14 protein-coding genes and 1 pseudogene are annotated in these 14,902 nt (G+C 62.8%); 12 read left to right on the forward strand and 3 right to left on the reverse strand.

The window, feature by feature from the left end:
* A pseudogene (locus tag CHB99_RS29975) lies at nucleotides 1-209 on the forward strand (hypothetical protein); the annotation flags it as partial.
* Nucleotides 210-367: 158 nt separating this feature from the next.
* On the opposite strand, the gene CHB99_RS22140 reads toward CHB99_RS29975, so the two are convergent.
* The gene (locus CHB99_RS22140; protein WP_042127712.1) at nucleotides 368-1,588 is read right to left on the reverse strand and encodes a CaiB/BaiF CoA transferase family protein; all 1,221 of its coding nucleotides are present in this window, start codon (nucleotides 1,586-1,588) and stop codon (nucleotides 368-370) included.
* Nucleotides 1,589-1,603: 15 nt separating this feature from the next.
* Nucleotides 1,604-2,785, reverse strand: a complete 1,182-nt coding sequence (locus CHB99_RS22145; RefSeq protein ID WP_042127710.1) for an acyl-CoA dehydrogenase — start codon at nucleotides 2,783-2,785, stop codon at nucleotides 1,604-1,606.
* Between the two features lie 164 nt (nucleotides 2,786-2,949).
* Here CHB99_RS22145 and CHB99_RS22150 point away from each other — a divergent pair, with 164 nt between their 5' ends.
* The 10 genes from CHB99_RS22150 (at nucleotide 2,950) to CHB99_RS22195 (ending at nucleotide 12,728) form a co-directional block, all read left to right on the forward strand.
* Nucleotides 2,950-3,876 (forward strand): LysR family transcriptional regulator, encoded by a 927-nt coding sequence (locus CHB99_RS22150; protein ID WP_042127709.1) that lies wholly within the window; start codon nucleotides 2,950-2,952, stop codon nucleotides 3,874-3,876.
* A 406-nt stretch (nucleotides 3,877-4,282) separates the two neighbouring features.
* The gene (locus CHB99_RS22155) at nucleotides 4,283-5,404 is read left to right on the forward strand and encodes a Re/Si-specific NAD(P)(+) transhydrogenase subunit alpha (protein WP_042127707.1); all 1,122 of its coding nucleotides are present in this window, start codon (nucleotides 4,283-4,285) and stop codon (nucleotides 5,402-5,404) included.
* A gap of 10 nt (nucleotides 5,405-5,414) precedes the next feature.
* Nucleotides 5,415-5,732 carry an NAD(P) transhydrogenase subunit alpha part 2 gene (locus CHB99_RS22160; RefSeq protein WP_042127705.1) on the forward strand — a complete coding sequence of 106 codons (318 nt, stop codon included), beginning with the start codon at nucleotides 5,415-5,417 and terminating at the stop codon, nucleotides 5,730-5,732.
* A gap of 2 nt (nucleotides 5,733-5,734) precedes the next feature.
* The gene (locus tag CHB99_RS22165; RefSeq protein ID WP_042127703.1) at nucleotides 5,735-7,171 is read left to right on the forward strand and encodes an NAD(P)(+) transhydrogenase (Re/Si-specific) subunit beta; all 1,437 of its coding nucleotides are present in this window, start codon (nucleotides 5,735-5,737) and stop codon (nucleotides 7,169-7,171) included.
* A gap of 178 nt (nucleotides 7,172-7,349) precedes the next feature.
* Entirely contained in the window at nucleotides 7,350-8,843 is a 1,494-nt protein-coding gene (scpC, locus tag CHB99_RS22170; RefSeq protein WP_042127701.1) for a succinyl-CoA:acetate CoA-transferase ScpC, read from the forward strand.
* Between the two features lie 356 nt (nucleotides 8,844-9,199).
* Nucleotides 9,200-9,415 carry a DUF1127 domain-containing protein gene (locus CHB99_RS22175; protein WP_042127699.1) on the forward strand — a complete coding sequence of 72 codons (216 nt, stop codon included), beginning with the start codon at nucleotides 9,200-9,202 and terminating at the stop codon, nucleotides 9,413-9,415.
* Nucleotides 9,416-9,695: 280 nt separating this feature from the next.
* Entirely contained in the window at nucleotides 9,696-10,013 is a 318-nt protein-coding gene (locus tag CHB99_RS22180; RefSeq protein ID WP_042127697.1) for a DUF2388 domain-containing protein, read from the forward strand.
* Between the two features lie 119 nt (nucleotides 10,014-10,132).
* Complete coding sequence (locus CHB99_RS22185) at nucleotides 10,133-10,423, forward strand: DUF2388 domain-containing protein (RefSeq protein WP_042127695.1); 291 nt, start codon at nucleotides 10,133-10,135, stop codon at nucleotides 10,421-10,423.
* Nucleotides 10,424-10,452: 29 nt separating this feature from the next.
* Nucleotides 10,453-10,773 (forward strand): DUF2388 domain-containing protein, encoded by a 321-nt coding sequence (locus CHB99_RS22190; RefSeq protein ID WP_042127693.1) that lies wholly within the window; start codon nucleotides 10,453-10,455, stop codon nucleotides 10,771-10,773.
* Nucleotides 10,770-12,728, forward strand: a complete 1,959-nt coding sequence (locus CHB99_RS22195) for a DUF7844 domain-containing protein (protein ID WP_089266634.1) — start codon at nucleotides 10,770-10,772, stop codon at nucleotides 12,726-12,728. The genes CHB99_RS22190 and CHB99_RS22195 overlap by 4 nt, the downstream gene beginning before the upstream one ends.
* A 2-nt stretch (nucleotides 12,729-12,730) precedes the next feature.
* On the opposite strand, the gene CHB99_RS22200 is transcribed toward CHB99_RS22195, so the two are convergent.
* On the reverse strand, nucleotides 12,731-13,132 hold the full coding sequence (locus CHB99_RS22200) for a GFA family protein (RefSeq protein ID WP_042127691.1): 402 nt from the start codon (nucleotides 13,130-13,132) through the stop codon (nucleotides 12,731-12,733).
* A 413-nt stretch (nucleotides 13,133-13,545) separates the two neighbouring features.
* Here CHB99_RS22200 and CHB99_RS22205 point away from each other — a divergent pair, with 413 nt between their 5' ends.
* On the forward strand, nucleotides 13,546-14,856 hold the full coding sequence (locus CHB99_RS22205) for a CitMHS family transporter (protein ID WP_042127689.1): 1,311 nt from the start codon (nucleotides 13,546-13,548) through the stop codon (nucleotides 14,854-14,856).
* Nucleotides 14,857-14,902 lie beyond the last annotated feature (46 nt).

The following is a 14,902-nucleotide window of genomic DNA, read 5'->3' on the forward strand; positions in this document are numbered from 1 at the left end:
CTTCAACCGAGGCGCGCATTCTACGCTTTCCTCTAAGTCTGTCAAGCGTTTATTTTGAAGTTTTTCAGAATTTCTCGTTCAACTTCAAGCACTTGACTCGCTGCGATCTCTCGTTAGCGGGAGGCGAATTCTACAGCGTTACAACCTGCTGTCAACTGCCTTTTTCAACCGCCTTCGTCGATGACCGAAGCACTTCCGATACTACCTGAAACATCCAACTCATTGATTTTCAAGGAGTTTTCCGTTTCGACTGCGCCGGAAGTGGGGCGAATTATAGAGAGATAATACGGGGCGTCAAGCACTAATTTGAAATTGTTCCAAATCAGCACTGACACCCCGTTTTCTCTCTATATATAGAAGAACGCTATCAGAGCACCCCCGCCTCACGCAGTCGCTGGATATCCCCGTCGGCCAGCCCCAGCAAGCCACCAAGGATCTGCTCGGTATGCTCGCCCAACAGCGGCGGCGCGTTGCGATACTCCACCGGCGTCTCGGACAGGCGAATCGGGCTGGCCACCTGCGGCACGCTACCAGCCAGCGGATGCGGGATGTCGATCGCCAGCCCGCGCGCCTTCACCTGAGGGTCGGCGAACATCTGCGCCAGATCGTTGATCGGCCCACACGGCACGCCCGCCTGCTCCAGCTGGCTGACCCACTCAGCCGTGGTCTTGAACACAGTGGCCTGGCGAATCAGCGGAATCAGCTCGGCACGATTGGCCACCCGCAGCTTGTTGGTGACGAAGCGTGGATCGTCCGCCCACTGTGGCTGACCTGCCACCTCGGCGAATTTGCGGAATTGCCCGTCATTGCCCACGGTCAGGATGAAATCCCCATCCGCAGTAGGAAAGTCCTGATAAGGCACGATGTTCGGATGCGCGTTGCCCAGCCGACGCGGCGCAGTGCCGGTGGTGAGGTAGTTCATCGCCTGGTTAGCCAGGCAAGCCACCTGCACATCCAGCAGGGCCATATCGATATGCTGCCCGCCGCCGTTCTGCTCGCGATGGGCGAGGGCGGCCAGGATCGCCACGGTGGAATACAAGCCGGTGAGAATATCGGTCAACGCCACGCCGACCTTCACCGGTCCGGCGCCTTCTTCACCTTCGGGACGTCCGGTCAGGCTCATCAGCCCGCCCAGCCCCTGGATCATGAAGTCGTAACCCGCACGCTTGGCATAAGGCCCGGTCTGACCGAACCCGGTAATGGAGCAGTAGATCAGATTCGGATTGATCTGACGGAGGCTTTCGTAGTCCAGCCCATAGGCCGCCAAACCACCGACCTTGAAGTTCTCGATCACCACATCGGACTTCGCCGCCAGCTCGCGCACCAGGCGCTGGCCCTCGGGCTGAGTGAAGTCGATGGTCACCGAGCGCTTGTTGCGATTGGCCGACAGGTAATAAGCCGCCTCGCTGGTGTTTTCGCCCTTGGCATCCTTGAGGAAGGGCGGCCCCCAGGCGCGGGTATCGTCCCCGCTGCCCGGCCGTTCGACCTTGATGACCTCCGCGCCCAGATCCGCGAGGATCTGGCCGGACCATGGCCCGGCCAGCACCCGCGACAGATCCAGGACCCGCAAATGAGAAAGCGCGCCCATGGACTGATTCCTTTATTAGAAGAAGGCCTGGATGCCGGTCTGCGCACGGCCGAGGATCAGCGCGTGAACGTCATGGGTACCCTCGTAGGTGTTGACCACTTCGAGGTTGACCAGGTGACGGGCCACGCCGAATTCGTCGGAGATACCGTTGCCACCCAGCATGTCCCGCGCCATGCGCGCGATATCCAGGGCCTTGCCGCAGGAGTTGCGCTTCATGATCGAGGTGATTTCCACCGCCGCGGTGCCTTCGTCCTTCATCCGCCCCAGGCGCAGGCAGCCCTGCAGGCCCAGGGTGATTTCGGTCTGCATGTCGGCCAGCTTCTTCTGGATCAGCTGGTTGGCAGCCAGCGGGCGACCGAACTGCTGACGATCCAGGGTGTATTGCCGCGCGGTGTGCCAGCAAGCTTCGGCGGCGCCCAGCGCGCCCCAGGAAATGCCGTAACGCGCCGAATTCAGGCAGGTGAACGGACCTTTGAGACCGCGCACATCCGGAAAGGCGTTTTCTTCCGGCACGAACACGTTGTCCATGACGATTTCGCCAGTGATCGACGCACGCAGGCCGACCTTGCCATGGATCGCCGGGGCGCTCAGACCCTGCCAGCCTTTCTCCAGGACGAAACCACGGATATCGCCAGCGTCGTCCTTCGCCCAGACCACGAACACATCAGCGATCGGGCTGTTGGTGATCCACATCTTGCTCCCGCTCAGGCGATAGCCACCATCGACCTTCTTGGCCCGGGTGATCATCGAGCCCGGATCGGAACCATGGTTCGGCTCGGTCAGACCGAAGCAGCCGATCCACTCGCCACTGGCCAGCTTCGGCAGATACTTCTGTTTCTGCGCTTCGCTACCGAATTCGTTGATCGGCACCATCACCAGCGAGGACTGCACGCTCATCATCGAGCGGTAGCCGGAGTCGATACGCTCCACTTCGCGGGCGATCAGGCCGTAGCACACATAGTTCAGGCCGCTGCCGCCGTACTGTTCGGGAATGGTCGCGCCGAGCAGGCCGACTTCACCCATTTCGCGGAAGATCGCGGGATCCGTCTGCTCATGACGAAAGGCTTCCAGCACACGGGGTGCCAGCTTGTCCTGGGCGAACTGGAAAGCGCTGTCACGCACCATGCGCTCTTCTTCAGTGAGCTGCTGATCGAGCAGCAGCGGATCGATCCAGTTGAAGCTTGCTTTGCCGGCCATGAGCGAATCCTCGAATGGGAAATGGGATGGTTTTTGTCGTGCATTGATCCTAGGCCCGAACGGGCAGGGCGACAAACGAGGATTGCGCATAGTGTTGTGCTAATTTCTCACTCCGTAACAACAGCGAAGGCCTTTTCCAAGGCGAATTAGTGAGGTTGACGTATATGCGGCGCAAGATTCCCAGCACTACAGCCCTGGTCTGCTTCGAAGCCGCAGCCCGCCACGAGAGCTTCACCAAGGCCGCGCAGGAACTGTCCCTGACCCAGGGCGCCGTCTGTCGGCAGATCGGCGGACTGGAAGAGTTCCTCAACGTGGAGCTGTTTCGCCGTTCGCGGCGCGGAGTGAAGCTCACCGAGGCCGGGCTGTCCTACAGCCGACGGGTAGCCACGCAACTGGACGCCGTGGAACGCGACACGCTGTCGGTGATGGGCCAGCAAGGCGCCAATGTCATCGAACTGGCGGTGGTGCCGACCTTCGGCACGCAATGGCTGCTGCCGCGTCTGAAAGACTTCCAGCAGCGCCACCCCGAGGTCACGGTCAATCTGACCAACCGCACCCGGCCATTCCTGTTCGCCGACACCCACTTCGACGCCGCCATCTATTTCGGGGATGCCGACTGGTCCGGTACGCAATCCCACAGACTGATGGGAGAAAGCCCCGTACCGGTGTGCAGCCCGGCATTGCTGGGCAAGCACAGGACTCTCACACCCCAGAGCATCGCCCAGCTCCCGCTGCTGCAGCAGACCACCCGGCCCTATGCCTGGCGACAATGGTTCGACAGCCTGGAAATGAACATCGCCCGGGACATGACAGGCCCGCGTTATGAACTATTCTCGATGCTGGCCCAGGCAGCCATGCACGAGATGGGTATTGCGCTGATTCCGCCGTTCCTGATCCAGCGCGAACTGGAGGAGAGGCGCCTGGTCATCGCCAACCCCCATGGCTTGTCCAGCGTCAAGGCGTATTACCTGATGATCCCCGAGCGGAAGGTGGAATCGGCTTCCCTGCGCGCTTTTCGCGATTGGCTGGTCACTGAGGCTCAGCGCTATGCCGCGGCCCACAAGGACGAAAGCGGTTTATTGACCCAGTAGTCAATTATTCTGAACACCTACAGATATAAGCAAATGTCGCTTTTGCGACAACTGTTTCAGTCGCCCTGAAAACCTCGTAGAACCCCTTTGTTTAAAGGGTTTCCCTCGCCTCAAAACGACGTTTTTCGTCGTCTTCATGAAAATTGTCAGAAAATTTTTAAATTTTATCTTAATGTCGCGAAAGCCCGTGTTTAACGGGCTGCGGCCGCCCTGGTGCGACATGCGGTCACAGGGTGACTTGTAGTTTGTTTGTAGTTTCCATTCAAGACCCATTGATACGACTAAAGATCGCTTGCAAAATGCGGCGCCCCGTCTGTTTTCGGACGGGATCGTGCTGATCGGCCGCCCAGACGCGCCATCCGTAGTGCGCTGGTTCAACAAAAAAAGATCACGCAGGAGAAATGACGTGCACATTGGTGTTCCTCTCGAAACGCAGACGGGCGAAACACGGGTCGCTGCCACTCCCGAAACCATCAAGAAACTGGTGGGACAGGGTCATCAGGTCACTGTTCAGCGCGGAGCCGGCATCAATGCCAGCATCCCGGACAGCGCCTATGAGGCGGTCGGCGCCGTTCTTGGAAGCGCCGCCGATGCGTTTGGCGCACAGCTTGTCCTGAAAGTTGTGGCGCCCAACGACAGCGAACTGGGCCAGATCAAGAGCGGTACCGTGCTCGCGGGCATGCTCAATCCGTTCAACAGCGACCTCATCGCCAAGATGGCCGAATGCGGCATTACCGCTTTCGCCCTCGAAGCCGCGCCACGCACCTCCCGGGCCCAGAGCCTGGACGTGCTGTCCTCGCAGGCCAACATTGCCGGTTACAAGGCTGTGTTGCTCGCCGCGCACCACTATCCACGCTTCATGCCGATGCTGATGACGGCCGCGGGTACGGTGAAAGCCGCTCGCGTACTGATTCTCGGCGCCGGCGTGGCTGGCCTGCAGGCAATCGCCACGGCCAAACGCCTGGGTGCGGTGATCGAGGCTTCGGACGTGCGTCCGGCGGTGAAGGAGCAGATCGAATCCCTCGGGGCCAAGTTCCTCGATGTGCCGTATGAGACCGACGAAGAGCGCGAGTGCGCCGAAGGCGTCGGCGGCTATGCCCGGCCCATGCCGGCGAGCTGGATGCAGCGCCAGGCGCAGGCCGTGCACGAGCGCGCCAAGCAGGCCGATATCGTCATCACCACCGCGCTGATTCCGGGCCGCAAGGCACCGACGCTGCTCAGCGCGGAAACCGTGGCGCAGATGAAACCCGGCTCGGTGGTCATCGACCTCGCCGCGGCCCAGGGCGGCAACTGCCCGCTGACCGTCGCCGACCAGGTGGTGGTAGAGAATGGCGTGACCATCGTCGGCCCGACCAACCTGCCGGCTCAGGTCGGCGCCGATGCCTCGGCGCTGTATGCACGCAACCTGCTGGACTTCATGAAGCTGCTGTTCGACAAGGACGGCACCCTGACCATCAACCTCGAAGACGACATCGTCGCCGCGTGCCTGATGTGCCGCGACGGCCAGGTCATCCGCAAGAACGGATAAGGAGCCCGCTATGGAAGACATGCTGATTTCCCACGGCGTCTACAACCTGATCATCTTCGTACTGGCGATCTACGTCGGTTATCACGTGGTCTGGAACGTCACACCTGCACTGCACACCCCCCTGATGGCAGTCACCAACGCCATTTCCGCCATCGTCATCGTCGGTGCCATGCTCGCCGCGGCCCTGACCGTGACCCCGCTGGGCAAGATCATGGGCACCCTGGCCGTCGCTCTGGCGGCGGTGAACGTGTTCGGTGGATTCCTCGTCACCCGGCGCATGCTGGAGATGTTCAAGAAGAAAGCCGCGAAGGCAGAGGGGCAGAAGTAAACATGAGCATGAACCTGGTAACTCTTCTCTACCTGGTCGCTTCGGTGTGTTTCATCCAGGCCCTCAAAGGCCTGTCGCACCCGACCACTTCGCGCCGCGGCAACCTGTTCGGCATGCTCGGCATGGCCCTGGCGGTGTTCACCACCGTGGGCCTGATCTACAAGCTCGGTGCCGAGCTGGCCACTGATGGCATCGCCTACGTGCTCGTCGGCCTGCTGATCGGCGGCAGTGCCGGTGCGATCATGGCCAAGCGTGTGGAAATGACCAAGATGCCGGAGCTGGTGGCGTTCATGCACAGCATGATCGGCCTGGCCGCGGTATTCATCGCCATCGCGGCGGTGGTCGAGCCACAGTCCCTGGGCATCGTCAGCGCCATCAGCGACCCGATTCCCGCCGGCAACCGCCTGGAACTGTTCCTCGGCGCGGCCATCGGTGCGATCACCTTCTCCGGTTCGGTGATCGCTTTCGGCAAGCTCTCGGGCAAGTACAAGTTCCGCCTGTTCCAGGGCGCACCGGTGCAGTTCGCCGGCCAGCACAAGATCAACCTGGTGCTGGGCCTGGCCACCATCGGCCTCGGCCTGGTGTTCACCTTCACCGGCGACTACACCGCCTTCGCAGTGATGCTGGCCCTGGCCTTCATCATGGGCGTGCTGATCATCATCCCGATCGGCGGCGCCGACATGCCGGTGGTGGTGTCGATGCTCAACAGCTACTCGGGCTGGGCGGCGGCCGGTATCGGCTTCTCGCTGAACAACTCGATGCTGATCATCGCCGGCTCCCTGGTCGGTTCGTCCGGTGCCATCCTCTCGTACATCATGTGCAAGGCGATGAACCGTTCGTTCTTCAACGTGATCCTCGGTGGTTTCGGTGGCGATACCGATGCCGGCGCGGCCAGCGGTTCGAAGGAACAGCGCCCGGTGAAGTCCGGCTCCGCCGACGACGCCACCTTCCTCCTGAGCAACGCCGACAGCGTGATCATCGTGCCTGGCTACGGCCTGGCGGTGGCCCGTGCGCAGCACGCGCTGAAGGAACTGACCGAGAAGCTGACCCATGCCGGCGTGACCGTGAAGTACGCGATCCACCCGGTGGCCGGGCGCATGCCTGGACACATGAACGTCCTCCTGGCCGAAGCCGAAGTGCCGTATGACCAGGTGTTCGAGATGGAGGACATCAACTCCGAGTTCGGTCAGGCCGACGTGGTCCTGGTGCTCGGCGCCAACGACGTGGTCAACCCGGCGGCGAAGAACGATCCGAAATCGCCGATCGCCGGCATGCCGATTCTCGAAGCCTTCAAGGCCAAGACGATCATCGTCAACAAGCGCTCGATGGCCAGCGGCTATGCCGGCCTGGACAACGAGCTGTTCTACCTCGACAAGACCATGATGGTCTTCGGCGATGCCAAGAAGGTCATCGAGGACATGGTCAAAGCAGTGGAATAAGCCACTTCCGCGACTGTGACAAAAAGCCCCGGTTCGGCAACGACCGGGGCTTTTTCGTCCCCGCCACACCGACGGAAGGCTCTATTTCAGGGGCTGAACTACGACCTTGGTCGCGGGACGAGTTTTCGGGAAAGCAATAGACTGCGCACCTAGCTTCAGTAGCCCGAGATAACAATCCATGTACCGTGATCGTATTCGCTTGTCCTCGCTGCACCAGAAAGTCATGAGCGCGGCCGATGCCGCTGGCCTGATCCAGGATGGCATGACCGTTGGCATGAGCGGTTTCACCCGCGCGGGTGAAGCCAAGGCCGTTCCCCACGCGCTGGCCGAGCGGGCCAAACAGTCGCCGCTGCAGATCAGCCTGATGACCGGCGCCAGCCTGGGCAACGACCTGGACAAGGAACTCACCGAGGCCGGCGTACTGGCACGGCGCATGCCGTTCCAGGTGGACAGCACCCTGCGCAAGGCCATCAACGACGGCAAGGTGATGTTCATCGACCAGCACCTGTCGGAAACCGTCGAGCAACTGCGCAACCAGCAGCTCAAGCTGCCGGACATCGCCGTGATCGAGGCGGTGGCGATCACTGAACAGGGCCATATCGTGCCGACCACCTCGGTGGGCAACTCGGCGAGCTTCGCGATCTTCGCCAAGCAGGTGATCATCGAGATCAACATGGCGCACAACGCCAACCTCGAAGGCCTGCACGACATCTATATCCCGACCTATCGTCCGACCCGCACGCCGATCCCGCTGGTGAAGGTCGACGACCGCATCGGCAGCACCGCGATCCCGATCGACCCGGCGAAGATCGTCGCCATCGTCATCACCGAGCAACCGGACTCGCCGTCCACCGTGCTGCCACCAGACGACGAAACCCAGGGTATCGCCAACCACCTGATCAACTTCTTCAAGGAAGAAGTGGCGGCGGGGCGCATGACCAACAGGCTCGGCCCGCTGCAGGCGGGTATCGGCAGCATCGCCAACGCGGTGATGTGCGGCCTGATCGAGTCGCCGTTCGAAGACCTGACCATGTACTCGGAAGTCCTGCAGGACTCGACCTTCGACCTGATCGACGCCGGCAAGCTGGGCTTCGCCTCGGGCAGTTCGATCACCCTGTCGAGCCGGCGCAACGCCGACGTGTTCGGCAACCTGGAGCGCTACAAGGACAAGCTGGTGCTGCGCCCGCAGGAAATCTCCAACCACCCTGAAGTGGTACGGCGCCTGGGCATCATCGGCATCAACACCGCGCTGGAGTTCGACCTGTACGGCAACGTCAACTCCACCCACGTCTGCGGTACGCGGATGATGAACGGCATCGGCGGCTCCGGCGACTTCGCCCGCAACGCGCACCTGGCCATCTTCGTCACCAAGTCGATCGCCAAGGGCGGCGCGATTTCCAGCGTGGTGCCGATGGTCAGCCACGTCGACCACACCGAGCATGACGTCGACATCCTGGTCACCGAACAGGGCCTGGCCGACCTGCGTGGCCTGGCGCCACGGGAACGGGCGCGGACGATCATCGACAACTGCGTGCACCCGGACTACCGCGAGGCGTTGAACGACTACTTCAACCGCGCCTGCGAGCGTGGCGGGCATACCCCGCACATCCTGCGCGAAGCACTGGCGTGGCATGAGAACCTGGAAGAAACCGGGCGGATGCTGGCGGGCTGATCCTTTCCCGGGCCTGCATCACGGTCGTTCGCTCCGAACCGTCGCGAACGACCGTGATGCGGTCGCAACCCCCTCACCAAAACAGTTTGCGAGCGGCAACTGACAAAAACTGTTCTACTGTACCGGTCAAAAACACCCGCTTTTCCTCTCTCAATCCCTTCCCTCACTCGAAAACGCACCATATTGGCGCAGACCAGTACAGTTGCGTTCATTTCAGGTGCAACAGCACCCTAAAACAGTTAACTGGACCATCACTATGCTGGTTAACTGTATCTACTGTTATGGACGACGGAGGAGGATCATTGGCATCAGTTAAATCACTCCTCAATGCCGCCATAAGCGGAAGGACGCACATCATGGAACGTACCCTCAGTTCCGGTCTGGTTTTCGAAAGCAACGTTCAACAACCTAAAGCTGCCCTGCCACTGCGCCTTCTGGCCAGCCTGGTCCTCTGGCAGCGCCGCATCTCCAGCCGCCACCAACTGGCTCGCCTGGATGCCCGCCTGCTGGCCGACGCCGGTATCAGCGAAGCACAACGCTACGAAGAGCTGAGCAAGCCTTTCTGGCGCTGATGCAAGGCCCGCCGGCCATGGCCGGCACCGAATTCCGAAAAACCCGTCGCAGGTGACTGCTGACGGGTTTTTTCGTTCTGCAAGGCGCGAAATAGAGCCTTTGCAGTCACGACATGTACAGTTTTACAGAATCAAAAATAGACCGCAACAGTTACCAGCGACACCGTTTCGCTTGTACCGTGATACGCTTGTTTCAAACGGCTTGCTTCTTCGTGTACCACAGCAAAACAAGCAAGCGTCTGACATCAGAGTGCATTAAGTCCCATCCAGGAGATTCATCATGTTCCGTACCCGACTGCTTGGCGCCGCGTTGATGCTGGCTCTGGCTTCGACCGCCCAGGCCACCAGTTTCGTGGTGACCACTGACGCCGTCGTCGGCGCCGTGGCGGCGTCCACCGATGCCACCTCCGACATCACCTCTTCGTTCCGCGATGACAAGGTCGTCCGCGCTGCCCGTGACGACGCCGCCAGCTTCGTCGCCAGCAATGGCGACATCCGCGGCGTGAAGCTGGAAAGCGCCTTCGCCCACATCCGCCAGCAACTGCCGACCCTGCAGGCGAGCGACGCGCAACTGGCCCAGGCCATCCTCGCCATCTGAAGCGTCACGGGGATTCGAACCCCGGCAACAAGGTGCAAAACAGCCGGGCCAGCCGTTCTGGCCCGGGCTGATGCATTGGGATAGCCTTGGTCGCCTTGTTTGCAAGGCAACTGTTTCCCATGCGTTATCTGCTTCTGCTGTCTGCATTGCTCGGGTCCGGGTCGGCCCTGGCTTTCGATATGACCACCGCCACCACCGTCATCAGCGGCTACGCCACCAGCCAGGTGAGCAGTGCGCCTTTCGATCGCAAGTGGGTGCGGATCGCCCGGGACGACGCGGCCGTCTTCATCGCCAGCGACGGTCAGTTGCGCGGCGCGCGACTGGAAGCGGTCATTCGGCGGCTACGCCAGGAAAACCCCGAACTTCATGGCAGTGACCTTGAACTGGCGCAGGCGATTCTCGTCCAATGAACACACTGTTTTTTCCCCGGAGAAGCTCCATGCGTAACCCGCTGATCGCCGCGACCCTCGGCTTCCTCCTGCTGGCCGACGTGGCCCAGGCGCACACCCTGGTGGCTACCAGCAACATCATCGTCCGCGCCTTCGGCCGCTCGATCGATTTCACGTCCGACACCACCACCTCGATCCGCGATTCGAAAGTCGTCCGCGAAGCCCGTGACGATGCCGCCAGCTTCGTCGCCAGCAACGGCGATATCCGCGGCGCGCAACTTGAGGCCGCATTCGACACCCTGCGCCAGCGCGTGCCCGAAGCACGTCAGGCCAGTGACCAGGTCCTGGCCGAAGCCATCCTCGCGCTGTGAAGTGCTTGCATGCCTGGCTGCTGGGCAGCGTGCTCGCGCTGCTCGGCCTGCCCGCCATGGCCGACTTGCAACTGCGCTTGCAGGACGACGGCCTGAGCACGGCGCAACGGCAGGCCAGCCAGGCACTGCTCGACGAAGCCCTGCAGAAACTTCCGCCCCGTTTCAAGACCCGGCTCGAGCGCACCGTCGTCGTCAGCTGGAGCGCCAGCATGCCGGAGGACGCCTACGGCCAGGCCTCGCTGGTGTCGACCCTGCAACTCAACCGCCGCCTGCTGCCGGGCCTGGCCGACGGCAGCGCCGCGACCCAACAGACCGGGCGGCCGCACGGCACCGTGCGCGAGGAACTGCTGGCCACCGTCCTCCATGAGCTCACCCACATCTATGACCGCGCCCGCCTGTGGCCAGCGGACCAGCGCCGCCTGATCGTCCAGTGCCGGCGCCAGGCGCAGAGCCAGGGCCCGGTCGGCCTGCGCGATGAGTGCCGCGGCCAGCCGGAGCGGCGCTTCACCCTCAGCGACGACCCGCGTTTCCTCGATATCGCCGGCTGGCCGCAGTACGTCGGTCGTCGCGGCGAGCGCGAGCAGGCGAATCACCAGGATGTACGGACCCCGGACAGCTACGAGCTGAGCAGCCCGAAGGAGTTCGTCGCGGTGAACATGGAATACTTTCTGCTCGACCCGAGCTACGCCTGCCGCCGCCCGGCGCTGCACGCCTACCTGAGCGAGCATTTCGCCTGGAGTCCGGCGCATCCCCCGTGCGAGACGGCCTTGCCGTACCTGAACGCAGGCAATGATTTCGCCCGGCAACCGCTGGGCCAGATCGACCCGGAGCGGGTGTATTCGGTGGACTACCTGCTGGCCGAGGCCAACCAGAACTGGGTCAGCCGCTGGGGCCACAGCATGCTGCGCCTGGTGATCTGCGCGCCCGGTCGGCCAAGGGGGCCGGACTGCCGGCTCGATCTGGACCAGCATCTGGTGCTGTCGTACCGCGCGTTCGTCAACGATGTGCAGCTGTCCAGCTGGGACGGCCTGGTCGGTGCCTATCCGTCGCGGTTATTCGTGCTGCCCCTGGGCCAGGTCATCGACGAATACACCAAGACCGAGCTACGCAGCCTGTCCTCGGTACCGCTGAAACTGTCACGCGAGGAGCTGGAAAACCTCGTGCGCCAGGCACTGGAAATGCACTGGAGCTACGACGGCAACTATTACTTCCTGTCCAACAACTGCGCGGTGGAAACCCTCAAGCTGCTGCGCAGCGGCACCGCCAACCCGCGCCTGACCAGCCTCGACAACATCATGCCCAACGGCTTGCTGGAAGTGCTCAAGGGCCGTGGCCTGGCCGACACCAGCGTGCTCGACGACCCGCGCGAGGCGCTGCGCCTGGGCTATCGCTTCGACTCCTATCGCGATCGTTTCGAGGCCATGTTCCAGGTTCTCAAACAGCAGCTGCCGGTGCCCCAGGTCAGCGTCGAGGCCTGGCTGGAGCAGAGCGCCGAACAGCGCCGGACCTGGTTCGAGCGCGCCGACCTGCGTACCAGCGCGGCCATGCTGCTGCTGGAGCAGGCGGCGCTGCGCCGGCAATTGCTGCTGGCCCAGGACGAGGTCAAGCAGCGCTACCTTGGCGGCCGCTCGCGCAACGACGGCAGCGTCGACAAGGCCAACAAGACCCTGCAGCAGATCCTCGCCAACAGTGGCTTTCTCAGCCGACCCGCGGAATTGCTGGGGCAGGGTGGCTACGGCCTGCCCCAGACGGCGGAGCGGCGTGAACTGGAGGAGAGCAGCAGCGAGCGCCAGGCCCAGTTGCAGCGTCTGAGCACCGACCTCGACAAGGAAGCCCGCGCCCTGCTGGACCCGGCGCGCGACGCGGAGATCCGCGCGGTGGAGGCCAATACCAAGCTGATCGGCGACCACCTGCGCGCCCTGCACAAGGCGGCGGGCGGGCTGGAGCTGCCCTGACCTCAGAGCGTCTCGTGGGCCTCGCCGGGCAGGTGTTCGTCCAGATGCAGCCAGGGCAGGCGGCTTTCGGTCCAGATATGCCGGTCGGGGCGGACGCCGGCCGGGTCATCCAGCGTGGCGATGGTGATATCGATGGTTTCCGGGCTCAGGTCGGTGGTCAACGCCAGATGTGCGCCACAGCGGCTGCAGAAGTAGCGCACGCAACTGGCGGACGAGTCGTAGCGCTTTGGTGTACCGCTCAGCCACTGAAAAGCGGCGCAGGGCAGCGTGGCCCAGGTGACCAGCAGGCCGCCGGAGACCTTGCGGCAGATCGAGCAGTGGCAGTGGGCAACGTCGGTCAGCGGCCCCTCGACCCGGTAGCGCAGGGCGCCGCAGTGGCAGCCGCCTTCTTGGGATTGGTTCATTTTCAGGTTCTCCTTGAGTTTGGGGGTCGCTTTACGACCTTTTCGCGGGCAAGCCACGCGCCTACCGGGAAAGCGCGCACGCCGTGATCCACAAATATGCCGTAGGAGCGTGGCTTTGCCCGCGAAAGGACCGCAGCGCGGTCCCGAAAACACCACTGGTCAGCTTTCAGTCCTCGAAAGCTGGCTGAAAGCTTAGCCCCTTAGCATCGCCTCACCACCGGCAAAGCGACCGGCGTGCCAGGGCATCCTGAATTCAACGGAGCCCGGCCTACTCAACAAAAACAATGGTGATTCCGATGTCCTTCCGTACCTTCCCACGCCTGCAGTTTCCCTCGCTACTCCAGCCCCAGCGCCCCCTCCGCTGATCCGTCCGTCACGTCCCCATCCCGACGCACCACGCCTGGAGTACTCCCATGCTGACCTTCCTCGGCTTCGCCATGGTCATCACCTTCATGTACCTGATCATGACCAAGCGCCTGTCGGCCTTGATCGCGCTGATCCTGGTACCGATCCTGTTCGCCCTGTTCGGCGGTTTCTCCGCCAAGATCGGCCCGATGATGCTGGAGGGCATCAGCAAGCTCGCGCCCACCGGCGTCATGCTGATGTTCGCCATCCTGTATTTCGCCCTGATGATCGACTCTGGCCTGTTCGACCCGGCCGTGCGCAAGATCCTCAAACTGGTCAAGGGCGACCCGCTGAAAGTCTCGGTCGGCACCGCGGTGCTGGCCCTGGTCGTGTCCCTCGACGGTGACGGCGCCACCACCTACATGATCTGCTGCGCGGCCATGCTGCCCCTGTACAGCCGCCTGGGCATGAGCCCGCGGATCATGGCCGGCCTGATCATCCTCGCCGGCGGGGTGATGAACATGACCCCCTGGGGCGGCCCGACCGCCCGCGCCGCCAGCGCCCTGCACGTCGATCCGTCGGACATCTTCGTGCCGATGATCCCGGCCATGCTCGCCGGTGTCGTGGCCATCCTGGTCATCGCCTACATGTACGGCAAGCGCGAGCGCGCCCGCCTCGGCGAACTGCACCTGCCGGGCGACGAGATCGATCACAGCGAGATCAGCGTGTCGCAGTACCCCGATGCCCGCCGTCCGAAACTGCTGTGGTTCAACGGCGCCCTGACTGCCGCCCTGATGGTCGCGCTGGTCGCCGGCCTGCTGCCGCTGCCGGTACTGTTCATGATCGCCTTCAGCATCGCGATGATCGTCAACTATCCGTGCCTGCAGCAGCAGAAGGACCGCGTCGCCGCCCACGCCGGCAGCGTGCTGGCGGTGACCGGGCTGATCTTCGCCGCCGGGATCTTCACCGGCATCCTCTCCGGCACCGGCATGGTCGAAGCCATGTCGAAAAGCCTGCTGGCGGTGATTCCGGAAGCCCTGGGCCCGTACCTGGCGGTGATCACGGCGATCGTGAGCATGCCGTTCACCTTCTTCATGTCCAACGACGCCTTCTACTACGGCGTGCTGCCGGTACTTTCCGAAGCGGCCAGCCACTACGGCATCTCGCCCGTGGAAATGGCCCGTGCCTCGATCGTCGGACAGCCGGTACACCTGCTCAGCCCGCTGGTACCGTCGACCTATCTGCTGGTGGCCCTGGCCGGTATCGAGTTCGGCGATCACCAGCGCTTCACCTTGAAGTGGGCGGTGCTAGTCTGCCTGTGCATAATGTTCGCCGCGCTGCTCATGGGCATTTTCCCGTTGTTCAGCAGCCTCCCGTAAACGAACCACCCCAACCCGTTCGCGCGCCTGATCCGGCGCGCGGCGC

This window comes from Pseudomonas japonica (assembly GCF_900188455.1).
Classification (GTDB): Bacteria; Pseudomonadota; Gammaproteobacteria; order Pseudomonadales; family Pseudomonadaceae; genus Aquipseudomonas; species Aquipseudomonas japonica.

Bases quoted from the DNA above. Each gene is read 5' to 3' on its own strand.
- CHB99_RS22140 (WP_042127712.1), bottom strand. From the start codon at position 1,588: ATGGGCGCGCTTTCTCATTTGCGGGTCCTGGATCTGTCGCGGGTGCTG.
- CHB99_RS22145 (WP_042127710.1), bottom strand. From the start codon at position 2,785: ATGGCCGGCAAAGCAAGCTTCAACTGGATCGATCCGCTGCTGCTCGAT.
- CHB99_RS22150 (WP_042127709.1), top strand. From the start codon at position 2,950: ATGCGGCGCAAGATTCCCAGCACTACAGCCCTGGTCTGCTTCGAAGCC.
- CHB99_RS22160 (WP_042127705.1), top strand. From the start codon at position 5,415: ATGGAAGACATGCTGATTTCCCACGGCGTCTACAACCTGATCATCTTC.
- CHB99_RS22165 (WP_042127703.1), top strand. From the start codon at position 5,735: ATGAGCATGAACCTGGTAACTCTTCTCTACCTGGTCGCTTCGGTGTGT.
- scpC (WP_042127701.1), top strand. From the start codon at position 7,350: ATGTACCGTGATCGTATTCGCTTGTCCTCGCTGCACCAGAAAGTCATG.
- CHB99_RS22175 (WP_042127699.1), top strand. From the start codon at position 9,200: ATGGAACGTACCCTCAGTTCCGGTCTGGTTTTCGAAAGCAACGTTCAA.
- CHB99_RS22180 (WP_042127697.1), top strand. From the start codon at position 9,696: ATGTTCCGTACCCGACTGCTTGGCGCCGCGTTGATGCTGGCTCTGGCT.
- CHB99_RS22185 (WP_042127695.1), top strand. From the start codon at position 10,133: ATGCGTTATCTGCTTCTGCTGTCTGCATTGCTCGGGTCCGGGTCGGCC.
- CHB99_RS22190 (WP_042127693.1), top strand. From the start codon at position 10,453: ATGCGTAACCCGCTGATCGCCGCGACCCTCGGCTTCCTCCTGCTGGCC.
- CHB99_RS22200 (WP_042127691.1), bottom strand. From the start codon at position 13,132: ATGAACCAATCCCAAGAAGGCGGCTGCCACTGCGGCGCCCTGCGCTAC.
- CHB99_RS22205 (WP_042127689.1), top strand. From the start codon at position 13,546: ATGCTGACCTTCCTCGGCTTCGCCATGGTCATCACCTTCATGTACCTG.